Annotated in this window: 18 protein-coding genes; 10 read left to right on the top strand and 8 right to left on the bottom strand. The window is 39.6% G+C overall.

Annotated elements, in window-relative coordinates; genetic code table 11:
- Positions 1-151 precede the first annotated feature (151 nt).
- Positions 152-1,783, top strand: coding sequence for a methyl-accepting chemotaxis protein (locus tag F0226_RS15385; RefSeq protein WP_171736463.1), 1,632 nt, complete (start codon positions 152-154; stop codon positions 1,781-1,783).
- A 133-nt stretch (positions 1,784-1,916) separates the two neighbouring features.
- On the opposite strand, the gene F0226_RS15390 is transcribed toward F0226_RS15385, so the two are convergent.
- From F0226_RS15390 to proV, 4 genes are all read right to left on the bottom strand, one after another.
- Positions 1,917-2,432 (bottom strand): lipocalin family protein, encoded by a 516-nt coding sequence (locus tag F0226_RS15390; RefSeq protein WP_171736464.1) that lies wholly within the window; start codon positions 2,430-2,432, stop codon positions 1,917-1,919.
- A gap of 187 nt (positions 2,433-2,619) precedes the next feature.
- Positions 2,620-3,627: a glycine betaine/L-proline ABC transporter substrate-binding protein ProX gene (proX, locus tag F0226_RS15395; RefSeq protein WP_171736465.1), complete on the bottom strand. Its 1,008-nt coding sequence runs from the start codon at positions 3,625-3,627 to the stop codon at positions 2,620-2,622.
- The gene (proW, locus tag F0226_RS15400; protein ID WP_171736466.1) at positions 3,620-4,705 is read right to left on the bottom strand and encodes a glycine betaine/L-proline ABC transporter permease ProW; all 1,086 of its coding nucleotides are present in this window, start codon (positions 4,703-4,705) and stop codon (positions 3,620-3,622) included. The genes proX and proW overlap by 8 nt, the downstream gene beginning before the upstream one ends.
- 4 nt (positions 4,706-4,709) lie before the next feature.
- Entirely contained in the window at positions 4,710-5,897 is a 1,188-nt protein-coding gene (gene proV / locus F0226_RS15405) for a glycine betaine/L-proline ABC transporter ATP-binding protein ProV (RefSeq protein ID WP_171736467.1), read from the bottom strand.
- Positions 5,898-6,393: 496 nt separating this feature from the next.
- Here proV and F0226_RS15410 point away from each other — a divergent pair, with 496 nt between their 5' ends.
- Together F0226_RS15410 and F0226_RS15415 are read left to right on the top strand one after the other, a co-directional pair.
- The gene (locus tag F0226_RS15410) at positions 6,394-6,813 is read left to right on the top strand and encodes a BLUF domain-containing protein (protein ID WP_171736468.1); all 420 of its coding nucleotides are present in this window, start codon (positions 6,394-6,396) and stop codon (positions 6,811-6,813) included.
- Positions 6,814-7,065: 252 nt separating this feature from the next.
- On the top strand, positions 7,066-8,190 hold the full coding sequence (locus F0226_RS15415) for a carboxypeptidase family protein (RefSeq protein ID WP_171736469.1): 1,125 nt from the start codon (positions 7,066-7,068) through the stop codon (positions 8,188-8,190).
- Positions 8,191-8,317: 127 nt separating this feature from the next.
- On the opposite strand, the gene F0226_RS15420 is transcribed toward F0226_RS15415, so the two are convergent.
- Positions 8,318-8,656 carry a Fis family transcriptional regulator gene (locus F0226_RS15420; protein ID WP_171736470.1) on the bottom strand — a complete coding sequence of 113 codons (339 nt, stop codon included), beginning with the start codon at positions 8,654-8,656 and terminating at the stop codon, positions 8,318-8,320.
- Positions 8,657-8,786: 130 nt separating this feature from the next.
- Positions 8,787-9,143 carry a PilZ domain-containing protein gene (locus tag F0226_RS15425; protein ID WP_171736471.1) on the bottom strand — a complete coding sequence of 119 codons (357 nt, stop codon included), beginning with the start codon at positions 9,141-9,143 and terminating at the stop codon, positions 8,787-8,789.
- 267 nt (positions 9,144-9,410) lie between these two features.
- On the opposite strand from F0226_RS15425, the gene F0226_RS15430 reads away from it, so the two are divergent.
- Both F0226_RS15430 and F0226_RS15435 read left to right on the top strand, forming a co-directional pair.
- On the top strand, positions 9,411-10,682 hold the full coding sequence (locus F0226_RS15430) for a DEAD/DEAH box helicase (protein ID WP_171736472.1): 1,272 nt from the start codon (positions 9,411-9,413) through the stop codon (positions 10,680-10,682).
- Positions 10,683-10,895: 213 nt separating this feature from the next.
- Positions 10,896-11,117 carry a hypothetical protein gene (locus F0226_RS15435; protein WP_171736473.1) on the top strand — a complete coding sequence of 74 codons (222 nt, stop codon included), beginning with the start codon at positions 10,896-10,898 and terminating at the stop codon, positions 11,115-11,117.
- Positions 11,118-11,277: 160 nt separating this feature from the next.
- On the opposite strand, the gene F0226_RS15440 is transcribed toward F0226_RS15435, so the two are convergent.
- Both F0226_RS15440 and F0226_RS15445 read right to left on the bottom strand, forming a co-directional pair.
- Positions 11,278-11,451, bottom strand: coding sequence for a hypothetical protein (locus F0226_RS15440; RefSeq protein ID WP_171736474.1), 174 nt, complete (start codon positions 11,449-11,451; stop codon positions 11,278-11,280).
- Between the two features lie 126 nt (positions 11,452-11,577).
- The gene (locus tag F0226_RS15445; RefSeq protein WP_171736475.1) at positions 11,578-11,826 is read right to left on the bottom strand and encodes a DUF1289 domain-containing protein; all 249 of its coding nucleotides are present in this window, start codon (positions 11,824-11,826) and stop codon (positions 11,578-11,580) included.
- Positions 11,827-12,048: 222 nt separating this feature from the next.
- Here F0226_RS15445 and F0226_RS15450 point away from each other — a divergent pair, with 222 nt between their 5' ends.
- From F0226_RS15450 to F0226_RS15470, 5 genes are all read left to right on the top strand, one after another.
- Entirely contained in the window at positions 12,049-12,495 is a 447-nt protein-coding gene (locus F0226_RS15450) for an META domain-containing protein (RefSeq protein WP_171736476.1), read from the top strand.
- Between the two features lie 405 nt (positions 12,496-12,900).
- Positions 12,901-14,061: an ABC transporter substrate-binding protein gene (locus tag F0226_RS15455; protein WP_171736477.1), complete on the top strand. Its 1,161-nt coding sequence runs from the start codon at positions 12,901-12,903 to the stop codon at positions 14,059-14,061.
- A 6-nt stretch (positions 14,062-14,067) separates the two neighbouring features.
- Entirely contained in the window at positions 14,068-15,774 is a 1,707-nt protein-coding gene (locus tag F0226_RS15460; protein WP_171736478.1) for a thiamine ABC transporter permease, read from the top strand.
- A complete protein-coding gene (locus F0226_RS15465) occupies positions 15,740-16,387 on the top strand; it encodes an ATP-binding cassette domain-containing protein (RefSeq protein ID WP_171736479.1) in 648 nt (215 codons plus the stop codon). Before F0226_RS15460 ends, F0226_RS15465 begins: the two co-directional genes overlap by 35 nt.
- Positions 16,380-16,991 (top strand): CDP-alcohol phosphatidyltransferase family protein, encoded by a 612-nt coding sequence (locus tag F0226_RS15470; protein ID WP_171736480.1) that lies wholly within the window; start codon positions 16,380-16,382, stop codon positions 16,989-16,991. The genes F0226_RS15465 and F0226_RS15470 overlap by 8 nt, the downstream gene beginning before the upstream one ends.
- Positions 16,992-17,042: the final 51 nt, after the last annotated feature.

A 17,042-nucleotide genomic window follows, 5' to 3' on the forward strand; every position in this document is an offset into this window, starting at 1 on the left:
CATATAATACTGCGTATCAATTAAATAAAAGTTAGACATTGAATTAATATTAATTTAGCAGAGATTAAGATAAAAGTATGAAGCTTATGCTCTATGCTAAGTTTTCAAATTCTATTGTACTGTTTAACAATATTCACTTAGGTAGATAGGTATGTTCAGCAACGCCTCAATCAAAAAGAAGTTAATTTTACCCATTGTTTTTATGATCTTGGTTTTTGCCGCAAGTTCATTTTTTAATGTCAGTTCAACTTGGAAACAAATTGAGTTATCTAACCAATTTAACCTTCAGTTACTTCCAGTACAAAACGATCTAAACGATGCTTATCGCGATTTGTACCAAGCTACAGCAGCGATGAGTGGTATTGCATTATCGCGTTCAAATGAAGAACTCGAACATCACCTTTTTGAATTCGATGACAATGCTTATAAAGCAATACCACGAATGCAAAAGACGATGAACCTAGTAGAAATAATGCCGAATAACCATTCTTCCAATGTGAATGAGCTCGTTGATTCCACCAAGCTGTGGTTAGCCGAGTATGACCGTTTGAAGGCATTACCAAGAAGTGAATGGGCAAATTACTACTCAAATAATCTTGATCTCTTTGATAATCATTTTATTGATGTACGTAAAAAGCTAAATATCGTTAAAGATGCACTTGAACTAAAACAAACTCAATTAGAGTCTGAGATCAGCGATGCTCGTAATCAAGGTGAGCTGATACTCGAAGGTGGCGTTATCTTCGTCATTTTAACGGGCGCAGGTATTATCATTTTACTGAACACCAGTGTAATCAAGCCTATCATTGAGCTTAAATCAGCGCTGACTCAAATAGCGTCAGGCGATGGTGATTTGACCCAAAGAATGCAGGTGAAGTCGAAAGATGAATTAGGTGAAGTTGCGAATGCTTTCAATGAATTTGTGACCAGAATACAGTCTACGGTCATTCAAGTTATTAGTACGTCGAATACATTACGTTCTGAGATGGTTACTCTTGAAAACTTAGCTAACAATATTGCGCATGCAACACAAAACCAGCAAAAGGACAGCGAATTAGTCGCTTCCGCCGTTCATGAAATGCAAGCTACCAGTCATAGTGTGAGTCAAAATGCGGCTGAAACGGCAGAGTCTTCAAAGTCAGCAAATAGCCAGATTGAGATAACCAATGCATCACTGAACCAAACCATCGACTCAATTAGTCAGCTAAGCTCGAATGTGCAATCTGCTGGACAAGTGATTGATACCTTGAATACTGATGTTGGGCAAATAGCCTCGGTTCTAGATGTGATTAGAGGTATTGCAGAACAAACTAACCTACTTGCCCTTAATGCAGCAATTGAAGCCGCACGAGCTGGTGAGCAAGGTAGAGGTTTTGCGGTTGTTGCAGATGAGGTTCGTTCTCTAGCTAGCCGAACTCAAGACAGTACTGGTGTAATTCATAGCATGATTGAAAAACTTCAATCTGGTGCTGATAAAGCGGTAAGTGTCATGAGAGAAAGTGAATTAAGCAGTGTGCAAACTATAGATAAAGCTGGGGAAGCTCGCGAGTCTCTACATTCAATCCTTTCTGTGATTGGAGAAATGAACGAGAAAAATACTCATATTGCTACTGCTTCACACCAACAAAGCACTGTGAGTGATGAGCTAAATGAAAACATTCAAGGTATAGCGGATAGCAGTTCTTCAATTGTATCGATAGTACAAGATGCTCAGTCAACCTTAGAAGAGTTGTCAGGTCAATGCTTAAGACTTGATCAGCTAGTCAGTGAATTCAGAACTTAGGTCTAAAGACTAGGATTAGACTTCATAGTTAAGCAATAGGCTTAGCTAGAAAGAGAGAGAGAACGGATTAACACTTCGCTCTCTCTTCTTCATAATAAGTTTGTTGTCTCGATCAGTTCTACTCAGTTTTGTGTTAATCGTGTTCTACATAAATTATATCTTCAGTATTAAAACCACGCTGTTTGGATAAGTTCACGAACTTTTCTATGATTTCAGGTTCAACAGAAGGCGTTCTCGAAAGTAACCATAGATAGTCGTTATTAGGTCCAGAAATAAAAGCATATTGGTAGTTATCACTTTCCAATTCAAAAATGACATAAGAGCCGTAAAATGGTCCAAAGAAAGAGACTTTCAAATACCCTTCTGTACTGTCATTTACAAAGTAAGCCTTTCCTTCTGCTTCTTTCCATTCATTGTTTTCTTTTGAAAAACCTCGGTTAATTACCCTCACCCCACCATCATCTTTTAAACTATATGTCGCAGTGACTTGGCTTAACCCTCGTTCAAATGAATGGTCTAATCTAGCAACTTCATACCACTGACCTAAATATCGATTTAACTCAAAATTCGAGACTGGCTTTACTGATTCAGGCATGCCTAAACATCCATTGAGCATCAGTACACTTAATAACAGTAATATTCTTTTCACAAAGTTCTCCTAATACCTCAACGCAATACCTAATAATCCTACTATCTTTCAGACAGCGTTATTAAGATACCACGCCAATACGAAACGATAACCTATTAAGATCACAGGTAAAAAAAAAGCCAGTAGATTAACTACTGGCTTTCTCATTTCCATACAACAAAGCTATATATGAGATAGAAGCTTTAAATTACATAGATGCTTTTTTAGCTTCTGTTACCCATGAATTGAATAAGCCTTGGTTTGCTTTAATCCAACCATTTACATGAGATTCAATATCCGCAGTACTGTTTTTACCTTTACTCATCATCATGTTTTGAGCACTAACATCATTAATGTTCACTTTGATGATTTCGAACAGTTTAGCCGCTGCTGGGTTTTGAGCTGCAAATTCTTTGTTTGCAATGATACGCATCGAGTTCATTTCGAACCCATAGTTTTTACCATTAGATAAAGTGGTATCTACATTCTTACGCTCACCAGGCAGTGCTGAGAACGGCACTTCTAGCCAAACTACATCTTCATTTGGTACTAGAACACCACTTACCCAGTAAGGTGTCCATGTGTAGTAAAGAACTGAATCACCCTTTTTGTAACGTGAAATAGTGTCTGCAATAATTGCCGCGTAGTTACCTTGATTATGAGAAACCGTATCACGCAGTTTGTACGCTGATAACTGTTCTTCAATCACAAGCTCACAACCCCAGCCTGGGTTACAACCGGTTAAGTCTGCTTTACCATCACCATCCGCATCAAATAGCTTAGCGATTTTTGGATCAGCTAACTGACCAATGTTAGTGATGCCGTATTGCTCGGCGGTTTTCTTATCAATTAGGTAACCTTGCGCAGCACCACTGATGTACTGACCTTCACGGTAAAATTTCTCATCACCGCCAGACATTTTGTATTTATCAGCGTGTAATGGGAACCAACCAACAGCTAGGAATGTTGCATCGCCCTTTGCGATAGATGTGTAACCAACGTTGTAATCGACTTCTTTCGTTGGTTGGACGTCATAGCCCAACTGTTCTAAAGCACGGTTTACAATCAAAGTTTGAAATGTCTCTTCAGCTACAGTGGACTGTAGTGGTTGAATTGAGACACCTTCACCTGGTAATTTTTCAGCCCAAACGTTACTAGAAATAGTAAGTGCAGAAACAATACTTACCGTTAAAGTCTTCTTCCATGAATTATTCATTCGTTTTTTTCCTTAGTTTTAGTTCTGATTGATTACCACGGTTAAAAGCGCGCAGTACTATTGCTACGGGACCCATGTGGTACCAACGCAATTTAGTATTACCAGCATTAGCACCTAATACTTGTGTGATACGGTCGAGCAAGATAGCGAGAATAACGATTCCAAGACCGCCAACAGCAGCGAGCCCCATATCCAATCGGCCAATACCTCTTAATACCATTTGACCTAAACCACCAACCGCAATCATTGAGGCAATAACGACCATTGAAAGCGACAACATCAAAGTTTGGTTAACACCAGCCATGATTGTCGGAAGCGCTAATGGCAGTTGAATTCGATACAGCATTTGTTTTTTGTTCGCGCCAAATGAATGACCAGCTTCGATCAGCTCTTCAGGCACTTGTTGAATACCTAAAATGGTTAAGCGAACAACTGGAGGCAAAGCAAAAATAATGGTTACCACTACCCCAGGGACATTACCTATACCAAAAAGCATGACTATTGGTACTAGGTAAACGAAAGCGGGTGTGGTTTGCATTGCATCAAGAATTGGGCGTACAAATTTTGCGGCAGTATTACTTCTGGCTAGCCAAATCCCCATGGGAAGACCAATCAGTAAGCAGAAAAAGACCGAAGTCATTACCAGCGATAACGTGGTCATCGCTTCAGACCAAGCACCAATTAATCCAATAAAAACAAGTGATACACCAGTAGCAATACCTAACCTTAAGTTAGAAAATTGCCAAGCTAGTAAAAATAAAATAATCAGCATAAACGGAGCTGGAGTAGAAACTAGCGCCGTTTCAAACGATCTCAAAATAAAATCAATAGGAACGCGAATCGCTTGAAATAAAGGGCGACCATGTTCAACAAGCCAATTCAAACCAGACTCAACCCACACGTCGACAGGCAAAACTGCCTCTTCAAACGGGTTCATGATATCGAATTGCTTAGTTTCTACGACTTCACTGCTCAACCAACCTGCGTCATCAGTAGAAGTTGCACTTTGCCCCCACGGGTCGCTTGATTCAGCAGCAGGTTGCGACCACGGATCATTATTTGTTTGTTCAGATGACATATCCCTACCCCTTATCTAACGTCTGAAGTAGTCGCGATTTCGTCACAACGCCAAAGTAATTACCGTCTTCATCCACAACCGGTACTGAATACGGCACACTTGCGACTAAGCCAAGTACATCATTGATGGGTTGATTTGGTTTAATAGTGACTTCATCAGGCAATTGAGCACTAGTCAAAGAAGCATTTTCTTTATGTGCTTTACGAAGTGATTCAATTGAAACAATGCCTGAAAAGTGACTACTCTTCTCTACAACGATTCCATACTCTCTATCATTATCCATGAGAATTTGGAGTGCAGATGCGGGTCCGTCATGTTCAGATTTTTTAAATACAGCGGCAGGTTTCTTACGAGCAATGTCTTTTGCTGTTAAAACACTCGCGACATTCACACCACGGAAGAAAGCTTCTACGTAATCGTTAGCTGGGTTATTTAGAATATCGTCAGGAGTACCAACTTGAACCACTTCACCATTTTGCATAATAGCAATACGGTCTCCGATTCTCATGGCTTCATCTAAATCGTGAGAGATAAACACAATAGTTCGCTTATCATCATTTTGTAGCCTGATAAGTTCATCTTGCATTTCAGTTCGGATAAGAGGATCAAGAGCCGAGAACGCTTCATCCATTAGAAGGATATCGGGGTCACAAGCTAATGCTCTTGCTAACCCAACACGTTGCTTCATACCACCGGATAATTCATCAGGATAAGACTCTGCATAAGGGTCAAGACCAACCCTTTCTAAAGCACTTAATGCAGATTTTTTACGCTTATCTACATCTACGCCAGCAAGCTCGAGACCAAATGCAGCATTCTCAATCACCGTCATGTGTGGCATCAGAGCAAAGTTTTGGAAAACCATTGAAATGTTATTGCGGCGAACTTCACGAAGTTCTTCTTCTGAGATGTGGGCAATATCTTTACCCCTGAGGAATACGTTGCCTCTAGTCGGTTCAATGAGGCGGTTAAGAAGGCGAACTAGAGTTGATTTTCCTGACCCGGATAACCCCATTATCACGAAAATTTCACCTTCTTGAATACTTAAAGAGACGTCATTAACGCCGATCGTTAACCCTGTTTTCTCAAATACTTCATCTTTATCAGCACCATTTTCTATCATTGAAAATGCGCGGTCAGTGTCTTCTCCAAACACCTTGTACAGTCCCTTAACTTCTAGTATGGGATCCATATAAACAATCCTTTATTACGTTTAATTCACCTTTAAACACTTAGTACTCTAATCAAATAACCTAAAACAATCAATGAACAAAGTACTGTATACTACCAACAATACAAATATTGAATGATTATAAGGGCTAGTAAATAATTAAAAAACAAATCCAACTTATTGTTTTTAAAATAAAAAATACAGTTCTATTTTCATTAATTATTCTTAATAAAGATTGAGAAAAAAATCATGATGACTAGAAGTTCAAAAGTGTCATTTGAGATTAGTAAAATTATTTAAAGCTCTAATCATTTGTGTACGAATGAAATTAATAGTTTGTTCACTTTAACGCAATATTCTTTATGTACAGTTGAAAGAGGGTCGGCTCAGGTTTTTAAAGGCATCCTCTGTAGACACTCGGCAGGCGGGTTGCTATAGCTGAATATAGCTGCTGAATTCGCTTTTTTTAGCACATGGATTATATTTATTGATACTTATGCGGATAAACGTGGTGATTATGTACTTAACCAGATTGATATACGTTAGCACTATCACGCAACTGTGCAGACCTGAGTCATTAGACGAGATTTTAATTGCTTCCAGAAAACATAATGAAGACGATAATATAACCGGAATACTCAGTTTTAATGAGCAGTACTTCCTACAATGCTTGGAAGGTTCCAGAACAAAAGTAAACGAAGCTTACAGCAGAATACATAACGATGAACGGCACTCGAATGTAATTATTTTAGATTATGAAGAGATCAATTCTCGCGTGTTTGGAGATTGGTCAATGGGGTATGTTCCGAAGTCCAAATTAACGGCTTTATTAAACCTTCAATTCTCTGGTTCTGACCGTTTTACGCCGTATGAAATGTCTGGAGCAAGTGCATTCCAGATGTTGTTAGAACTAAAGAAGAATCTACCTTCAGATTGAATTTTAGGGCAAAGAGATCTTTTTGCCCTTCGCCTTTCCTTCATCTAAATCAGGGTTCAATGAAGGATAAGATTAAACGGCTAAAGTTTACTTTTAGCGATTCAACAGAGTGGAAACCAACCGTTTGGTTCAACAATTAACCGTAAAAGCTCAATAATTAACCTTTCACTCAATAACAAAACTGCCTCTTACTCTCGCCTCCGTACATCTATGCTAATCTTAGAGCACAATAACAAACACATAATGAAGAACATGAAAATATTCAGCAACTTCGAAAGTGGCAACATCAGTGTTGTCGAAGCGAACTCAACAGATAACATCCAATTATCCATTCCAGCTGACAACCAAACTGATATCTCTCAGTGGTTTCATTTCCGTTTAGAAAGTGAAGCTCAGCAACCGCATACATTCAACATCCAAGGTTTAGCTAAATCTGCTTACCCTGAAGGTTGGGATGGTTATGATGTTGTCGCATCTTATGACAGAGAGGAATGGTTCCGCATTCCTGCAGAATTTGATGGCGATAAATTAAGCTTCAATATCATTCCAGAATACGGCTCAATGTACTTTGCGTACTTCGCTCCATATTCTTACGATCGTCATCAAGACCTATTGCACAATGCGCAAATGCATCATAGCTGTAAGCTTGAGACTTTAGGCTCAACTCTTGATGGTAACGACGTTAGCCTACTGACTATTGGCGAACCTTCACCAGAAAAGAAAAATATTTGGGTTATTGGTCGCCAGCATCCTGGTGAGACCATGGCAGAATGGTTTATTGAAGGGTTATTACTGCGTCTTTTAGATGAAACAGACACTGTTGGTCGCGCACTATTAGATTCAGTGACCATTCGCGTTGTTCCAAACATGAACCCTGATGGCAGTATTCGTGGGCATCTACGTACCAACGGCATTGGTGTAAACCTTAACAGAGAGTGGCAGACTCCTTCTCTTGAAAAGAGCCCAGAAGTGTTTCATGTAAGACAGCGTATGCTTGAAACCGGTGTGGATATGTTCTTAGACATCCATGGTGATGAAGCCATTCCATACAATTTCGTCGCTGGAAGCGAAGGCATCCCATCTTACAATGATAAGATTGCAGAACTTGAGGAACATTTCAAACAAGCACTATTGACCATTACCCCAGAATTTCAAGATGAAATTGGCTACGACAAAGATGAGCCAGGCAAAGCTAACCTAACCGTTGGCTCTAATTGGGTTGGAGAAGAGTTTAAATGTTTATCCTATACCGTTGAGATGCCATTTAAAGATCATATTAGCCATGCTGACGAGCTATACGGTTGGTCTCCAGAACGAAGTGTAAGCTTTGGGCATGACATGCTTGCGGCAGTTTGGGCGACGGTGAACAAGTTATAAATCAAGCGAATATAAATAAGACTCTTAGGTAGTGATTACGTAGTAAACCGCGATACACCCTATGAGTCTTAATTGGATTTAATTAATGTAGCGCTCATGACCTTAATCTGTCATAGCTTTCAAACTCTCATAACCTTCTTGCCCAATTTCCACCATGCATCAACTCGCAAGCCTCTTCAGTATCAAATTGAATCTGATTTTCAGCTTTAGGTAAGACAATTCCTACCGATTTTAATGAATCAACAATTAAGTTTTGAATATCGTTTTGTGAATTAGAAGCTTGGTAGTGTTCTAGATTTTCAGCGGTGTTAAAGACACAAGTAATCTTTAAACTCGCAGGAAAACGTGAATAGTTAACAGCATGAGTTAACCATTCGAATCCATGAATTGTTTCTGTTGCTGAATCGCAAACATCCGTAAGGACTTCTCTAATTTGTTTATCTAGCTTTTTCTCTGTCTTGGTCATAATTCTTTTACAATTAATTCATTAGCTCACATGAACGAGACGGTAACTCAATTCACTCTGTGTAAAAATGAAAAAACTACGGAGTTCCGTAGTTCAATTCATAGATAGCTTATAATGTTGTGCAGAAGGCTTATGCAGCCCTCAAACTAGCGAAAAACGATGGGTACTTTTGTCTAATATGACGTTGTTCAGCCACCATATCTTTGAATGATGGTCCTTTGGTTAGTTTTAAGATGACTTCATCGCCATCAAACCTCAAAACAGATCCACTCACATTAACTTTGCTCTCATCATGCAAACTCAAGGTTCCTGCCATTGATAAACCTCGATAAAAAGCAGAAAGGTTTCGAATAAGAAGCCTAACCCCCTTTTCAGATACTTCACTGACATGAAAGAGTTCATCTTGAATTCGGATAACAGGTCGAGCTCGTTTAGGATACTTTAAACGATAATATTGACGTTTTTGTGCGAACGATTCTTCACTCATAGTTAGCACTCCATTCCTTTAGTCGTAGAAGCAGATTCCATCATAAAAGTCATTTATAGAAACCATCTGCGTCAGATATATAAATACTACCTATGACTTTCGACCTTACCTATAAAAACTTTAGTAATAAATGTACATAAATGCACTTTTGAGTGAGAAAAAATGGAAAAGTGCTAAGCATATCTAAGTTTGGCAGCAAGTAATTGTTGTTCTCTATCCTAAAACTGACTGGTAAACTCAGCACCTCATTTCTCCATGGTCTAACGTATGTCTTTTAAAGCACTAAACCTAAACCCTGAATTGCTGATGGTTCTTCCAAACCAATTACAAAAACCGACTGAGATTCAAGAGTCTGCCATTCCACCAGCGCTCAAGCATCAGGATATTTTAGCATTGGCTCAAACAGGCAGTGGAAAAACGTACGCATTCGGATTACCTGTTCTTAACAGTGTTCAGCCAAATCATTCGGAGTTACAAGCATTAGTAATTGTTCCAACTCGTGAACTGGCAACCCAAGTCAGCCTTGCCTTAGAGCCTATCGCACAATCATTAAATATCCGAATGGTGACATTAATTGGAGGGCAAGACCGCTCTGAACAAGAAAGGGAATTAGCACTACAACCACATATAGCGGTTGCTACTCCAGGTCGTCTATTGGACTTGCTAAAAAATCAATCTATAGATGTCTCGACTATAAAGTCATTGATCCTCGATGAAGCTGATCGCTTACTTGATATGGGTTTTTGGCCTGACATTCAGTCCATCCTTAACGAGCTTCCGAGTCAGCGCCAAACTTCATTGTTCTCTGCGACGTTTCCAAAAGAACTAGAAATAATTGCTGATAAGTTACTTTGTAAGCCGGTTAAGATTAGTGCTCATCAAGAAAATAGTGTGGTGTCTACCATTCAAGAAACCCTTTACCTTGTCAATAAAGGCAGTAAAGCCCAAGCATTGATTGCTCTACTACAGCGCAATAATTGGAAACAGGCTTTAGTCTTTATTGGAGCGAAAGATAATGCAGATTCGCTAGTCAAGAAACTCGTAAAAGCGAAAATCAAAGCGACTGCACTTCATGGCAATAAGAGCCAAGAAGAACGAGCTGAGACATTGGATTCATTTAAGCGCAATGACGTAGATGTTCTCATTGCAACTGATGTGATGGCTAGAGGTATTCATATTGAAAGTTTACCTATTGTCATCAACTATGACTTACCCGCTAACTCTGCAACTTATGTTCATCGCATTGGTCGCACAGCTAGGGCTGGAAAATCAGGTCAAGCTTTATCATTAGTCAGCCATAGTGAAACAACTTATTTAGATGCGATAAGAAAACTGACACAAAAAGAGCTACCAACGACTTTATTAGATGGATTCCTGGTAACAGATAAACCGGCGGCGTCTGATACGACTGAACGAAAGCGTCCGCCTAAAGATAAGCAAGCCAATCGTAGAACCGCTAAGAAGAAAAGTATTACTCAGTTTAAGTCTAAACCCACTAGAACGAAGATAAGTAAAGGCAAGCCAAATAGTACTAAATAACTCTGCTATTTTTTCTCCGGCATCCCACAAAAACTACCGAAGCTTAACCACTGGTTAAGCTTCTTTTCATCATAAATCTATCAATAAACTCGTTTTTGTTCCCAAGTTATTGATTTAATCTTGAGCTAAAAAAATACTTCTGAATAACGTTGACGCGTTGAGTTTGGACAACTAGATTTTTTTATTAGTGTCTAAACCAAGGAGGTCATTGAAATGAAACGTGCTAGCTCTGCATACCGACTGCAACTCATAAAAGAAGTCGCAACCCGCCGTGATCGCTTACGATCCAATGACCCCATGTCTAGTTACATTCAAACATTACTAGATCACCAAGATGACGGTGATCATTCAGTCGAGCGGAACCAGCGTTTCAGTGGTTGTCATTTTGATGAACATATTGGTGGATGGGTCAGTGATGATTGGGGAATGAAATAGATACTGAATTAAGCCGGTTTTAAATAGTTATTTACAGTATCCTTTATACCCTTAGAAAGTTGCCTTTCAGAAAAGAATCTATGTGGAAGGCAACTAGACTGATTCAATTCCAAATCAGTACAAAAGATTAAATGCGGAAAGACTCTTTGTAAGATAACCTTTATTGAAATGGGATATCAGACAAGTGTGACAAAATTTCTAGCCTTTCTTCCTCACTCATAGAATGCCAATCTCGACCTTGCTCCTTAAGATCATCCTTAGCATCATTTGTTTCGGTTTTTTTATCTAATGCCTTAATTGGCACTTGTTTATCCTTGATGCCATGCCTATTCATAATAAAGCTTCCAAAACCGTATAGTGAATCTAATTATTATTACACCTGAGACATTCTGTAAAGTAATAATGTAAAGACCTAACTTCATTAAAACTTATATCTATGATTACACTACATTTAATGGCATTAGAATAATTCCCCTTGCGGGCTTTCCGGTTTATCTAGATTTGATTCCGCTAATTTAGCTTTCGCTATTTTCCTTCTATAACGTTGCTGGCAGAGCTTTATCACATGTAGTTGCTGTGCTGCTGTCATCGACATCCAATTGAAACGTTCTTCCCGTTTACGCATGCACCCTTTGCAATAGCCTTTTTCATCGGCTAAGCAAACACCAATACAAGGGCTCGGTACTTGAAAGAACTCTAGCTGCTCCATTTTCACCCCAACATTCATTATGCATCACTTCAATTTTAACTTTAATTGTCGTTCTAGAGTCATATTTAACCAGCAACCTCACATGGCTAAATGAATTGGTATTAAACCATACTAAACTATGACCCTATGCTGACAAGAATGGAGTTTTGTAACCTATACTTCATTCTAATTAAGTGACCGACTGAATAGGTCACTTCGTTTATTCCATTGGAGTCTTTATATATGAAGTTTAGTTCAAAAAAATTACTAGCAATCACAGCATTGCCGATTTTGCTCGCAGCTTGTTCAAGCAATGGAGATGACGCTCAACAAGTTACACCCGTAGATCTACAACACCACAATTGGGAGTTGGCAAAAATCGACGGGAACCAAATTGAGATCAATGAACATCAGCAAGCACCACGCTTAGAAGTTGGTGAAAAAATGACGGCTAACGGTCTTGCCGGCTGTAACAACTTTTTTGGTCAAGCTGAACTAGAAGACGGTAAATTCCGCATTAAGCAAATGGGTATGACCATGAAGATGTGTGCTGGTGAAGCAATGGATATTGAGCAAACAGTTTCTGCAACTTTAAGTGAGTGGAGTGACATCACTTTGACTCAAGATACTCTGACTCTTTCTAACGAAAACCACACATTGACTTACACTTTACGTGACTGGGTAAACTAATCACGCGTTCAAGTGAATAGTATTCAATGTACTAAAGGGACCTTCATGGTCCCTTTTTCATACGCTCGATAATACAAATCATTTAGCTGAATGACTCAGCTACTCTAAATATCTAGATCCAAAATTAACAGCCACTCTCTTATTCCAAAATCCTGCTAAATTTTCTTTCCCCTTCCTAATGTCCGAACTTCAAAGAAAAAGCAGTAACTTGTGTAATTATTTCGGTTCGAGCCCGGTCTTAGTCTAATGTTAAGTTATTGAACGACTTTCTTTGTAATTGATTGAAACTATTATCAAATCAAATTTAACACTGAATTAAAATTAATCTTAGAAACAGATAGAATAGCTGCGGTGAATCATTCACACTTAGCCGCCCACCCTGTTCACTAAAAAATGGAATGGTTTATGAACAAATTAGTTAGCACGTTAAGCATTTTAGCAACTGCCTATGCATCTGGAACATTTGCGGAGTCATCAACGAATGATCAGTGGACTCAGATCGAGCAACAAGCTGAAGGTCAAACCGTCTACTTCCACGCATGGGGCGGAAGCCAAGAAATTAACCGCTACCTACAGTGGGCTGGTAAGGAATTACAAAGCCAGTATGGCGTTACTCTAAAGCATGTGAAAGTAACAGATATTGCTGAAACAACGACACGCCTTGTCGCTGAAAAAGCCGCAAACAAAAACACTGGCGGCAGTGTCGATATGGTTTGGATAAACGGTGAAAACTTCAAGTCGATGAAAGACAATAAGTTGTTATTTGGTCCTTTTACTCAAAACTTACCAAGCTGGGAATTTGTAGATAAAACGCTACCAATCGATGTCGATTTCTCTGAACCAACAGAAGGCTTAGAAGCACCTTGGGGCGTTGGTCAACTGGTATTCATCCATGATTCTGAATCATTGTACAACCCGCCGAAATCTTTCTCTGAAATGCTTAGCTATGCTCAAGCCTTTCCAAACAAATTAAGCTACCCAAGACCACCAGAGTTTCATGGAACCAGTTTCTTAAAATCATTACTGATTGAGTTAACTAAAAATGATGCCACTTTACAGAAACCCGTTAACGAAGATGATTTTCAACTGCTAACGGCTCCTCTTTGGCAATATTTAGATAAGTTCCATAAAGTCGCATGGCGTGGTGGTAAGCAGTTCCCAGCCGGTACTTCTGAAACTATCCAGCTACTTGATGACGGCCAGATTGATCTCGCAATTTCATTTAACCCGAATGCTGTCTACTCTGCACAAGCAAGCGGTAAACTAGCCGATACAACGAAAGCATACGCTTTGGAAAACGGTGCCTTATCTAACATCCATTTCCTTGCTATTCCTTGGAACAGTGATGCAAGTGCTGGTGCTCAAGTGGCTATTAATTTCTTACTAAGCCCTGAAGCTCAGTCACGTAAAGGTGATTTAAATGTTTGGGGTGACCCTTCCGTTTTAAGTAGCCAATATTTAAGTGGAAGCGCTAAGAATACACAACAATTTAAATCAGTTGGTGAACCTCACCCTAGCTGGCAAGCGGCTCTTGAAAAAGAATGGCTTAAGCGCTACGGAAGCTAACTATACATGCTACGCGTCCTATATTGTGTTGTTATAGCCGTTTGTATTTTACCTACCATTCCAGGTTTATTTGGCGTGGTAGTGTCCTCACTTAGCTATATTCCTCCCATTGGTTTACACACGCCTTCCCTTAATGGTTTTGAGCAAGTATTCCAATGGCAAGGAGTATGGCACTCAATAGGCTTAACCATAAGCTCTGCGCTGATTAGCAGCTATCTCGCTTGCGCGCTGACTTTTGCCATTTTATTGGCAACTTGGGGAAGTCCATTTTGGAAAAAGATAGAGCTGACTTTATCTCCTTTACTGGCTATGCCTCATGTCGCTTTTGCTATTGGGTTTGCTTTCCTTTTCGCCCCAACAGGGTTGGGTGTAAGAACATTTGAAGCCATTTTTGGAAGCAGCAATATAGATGGATCTTCAGAGCTCGCCTTGATCATAAAAGATCCCTACTCTGCTGGGCTAATCATAATGCTCGCACTTAAAGAAGTGCCATTTCTGTTATTAATGAGCATTTCTATCCTTCAACAAATCAATGTTGAACGAATTTCAAAAGTGAGCGCTTCATTAGGCTATAGCAAAGCTCAGACTTGGTGGAAATGCATTCTTCCGCAATGGTTTACCAAGCTTCGTTTCCCTATGCTTGCAGTAATTGCTTACAGCCTTTCTGTTGTGGACATTGCTTTAATTATTGGACCAACAAACCCACCCACATTTGCTGTTTTAGTCTGGCAATGGTTCAGTGATCCTGATTTAAACCTACTTCCAAGAGCAGCTGCCGGTGCAATTGTACTTTTTGGTATTGCTTCATTGATGATTGCTTTTGCTCGCTTCATTGAATGGATGTTTTTGAAAGTGAATAGAGGCTGGCAGTTTTCTGGAAGATCCGGAATTCGCTTACCCGGAAGAATCATCTTTAGCGGAATTGCGTTTCTCTCAATACTCATGATTCCGTTAATGTTTATTTGGAGTATTGCCCAGCGTTGGAGGTTTCCAGATCTAACTCCTAGCCGCTACACTTTACGTTTTTGGGAATATGAGTGGGACGGTATTATAAGTACTGTAAACCAAAGTTTATGGATAGCGATAATCGCTTCCTCGATTGCTTTGTTTCTTGCTTTAATCGCTCATGAATACCGTATTAAATACAAATGGCAATTTCCCGGCTACATCATTGCGATTCCAATGCTAGTACCTCAACTCTCCATTTTGTTTGGTTTGCAGGTCTCTACTTTGTACCTCAATAGCAGCGCTTATTCATTATGGGTCGTTTGGTCACATATTTTCTTTGCCTTCCCGTTTGTCTACCTATCCCTCGATGGACCATGGCGAAGTTTTGATAACCGTATTATCACGGCTTCGTTAAGTTTAGGTAAATCACCGCTTTATAGCTGGATTAAAATAAAAGCGCCGATCCTCCTTCCCGCAATTATCTTTGCTTGGGCGGTAGGAATAAGCGTGAGCTTGGCACAATACTTACCTACCCTCATGCTAGGTGCAGGCCGAATTAGTACCATTACCACGGAAGCTGTGGCTTTATCGAGTGGCTTTGACCGCCGAGTCACTGCTATTTATGCGATATGGCAAGCTCTGCTGCCCCTACTGTTTTTCTCATTCGCGATTTTAGTTAGCCGACTTCAGGTTAAATATCGCCGTCTTTCACTTAAAGGTTTATTGCCCCATGTGTCTCTGCATCGAAGACCTCACCATCCATAAAGCTGATGGTTCACAATTATTTGAGCCTTTAAATTACACATTAGGTTCAGGTGAAATACTGGCCTTAATGGGTCCTAGTGGCTGTGGAAAATCAACGTTGCTTGATGTGATTGCTGGTCACTTATCTACTGAATTTACGTATCGTGGTTCTGTTTCTTTGAATGATATTCGTATAGATAAATCTCCAGCTCACCTTCGAGATGTCGGGATCTTGTTTCAAGATGATCTATTATTTCCGCACTTGAACGTTTGGGAAAATCTGGCTTTTGCTTTACCTAATGCCATAAAAGGAAATGACCGAAAAATACAGGCGATGGCTGCTCTTAAAAATATCGAATTATCTATGCTTGCTGAATCATTTCCAGACCAGCTTTCTGGAGGACAACGAGCACGTATTAGCTTAACTAGAATGCTACTAGCCAAGCCAAAAGTTGCCTTACTTGATGAACCATTTAGCAAACTAGACAAAGCACTAAGAGGGCAATTTAAAGATTGGGTTTTCGAGCAGCTCAAGCAAGCCGACATACCGGCTTTAATAGTCACCCATGATGATGAAGACATTCCGAACAATGCCAAAGTACTAAAATGGCCATGGAGCAAACAAGATGCTTGATAAATATTCTGTCCAAGTCATTAAATGGCCGTTAAACCAAGCTGCCGCGACTCTCAATAAAGTCGGTGTTACAGCTAACCAAACCACACTGTTTGGTTTTATTATTGGATGTTTAGCTTTTCCTGCTTTAATCAATCAAGAATATGATTTAGCGCTCTTATTCGTTGTTTTAAATCGAATATTTGATGGATTAGACGGGGCACTGGCAAGAATCCAAGGCATTACAGACGCTGGTGGCTTTTTAGATATCAGTTTAGATTTCTTATTTTATTCCCTGATACCTTTCGGCTTTGTACTGGCAAACCCTGATCAAAATGCGGTGGCAGGTGCATTCTTGATTTTTGCTTTCATAGGCACGGGTAGCAGCTTTCTTGCTTTCGCTGTTATGGCAGGAAAATTGGGGATTGAGAACCCAGAATACAAGCATAAATCTTTGTATTACATGTCTGGTTTAACTGAAGGCACAGAAACCATTGCTTCCTTCATTGCCTTTTGTATCTGGCCACAGCATTTTGCAATTATTGCCTATGTGTTTGGTGCGGCATGTTGGATAACCACTTTCATGAGAATTTTCTTTGGGTTTAAAACTCTGCAGAATCAATAGAAAATGCCGCAAATATTGCGGCATTTTTAAAATCGATTATCGATAAACTTA

Origin of the sequence: Vibrio sp. 99-70-13A1 (genome assembly GCF_013114625.1) — a bacterium.
Taxonomy (GTDB): Bacteria; Pseudomonadota; Gammaproteobacteria; order Enterobacterales; family Vibrionaceae; genus Vibrio.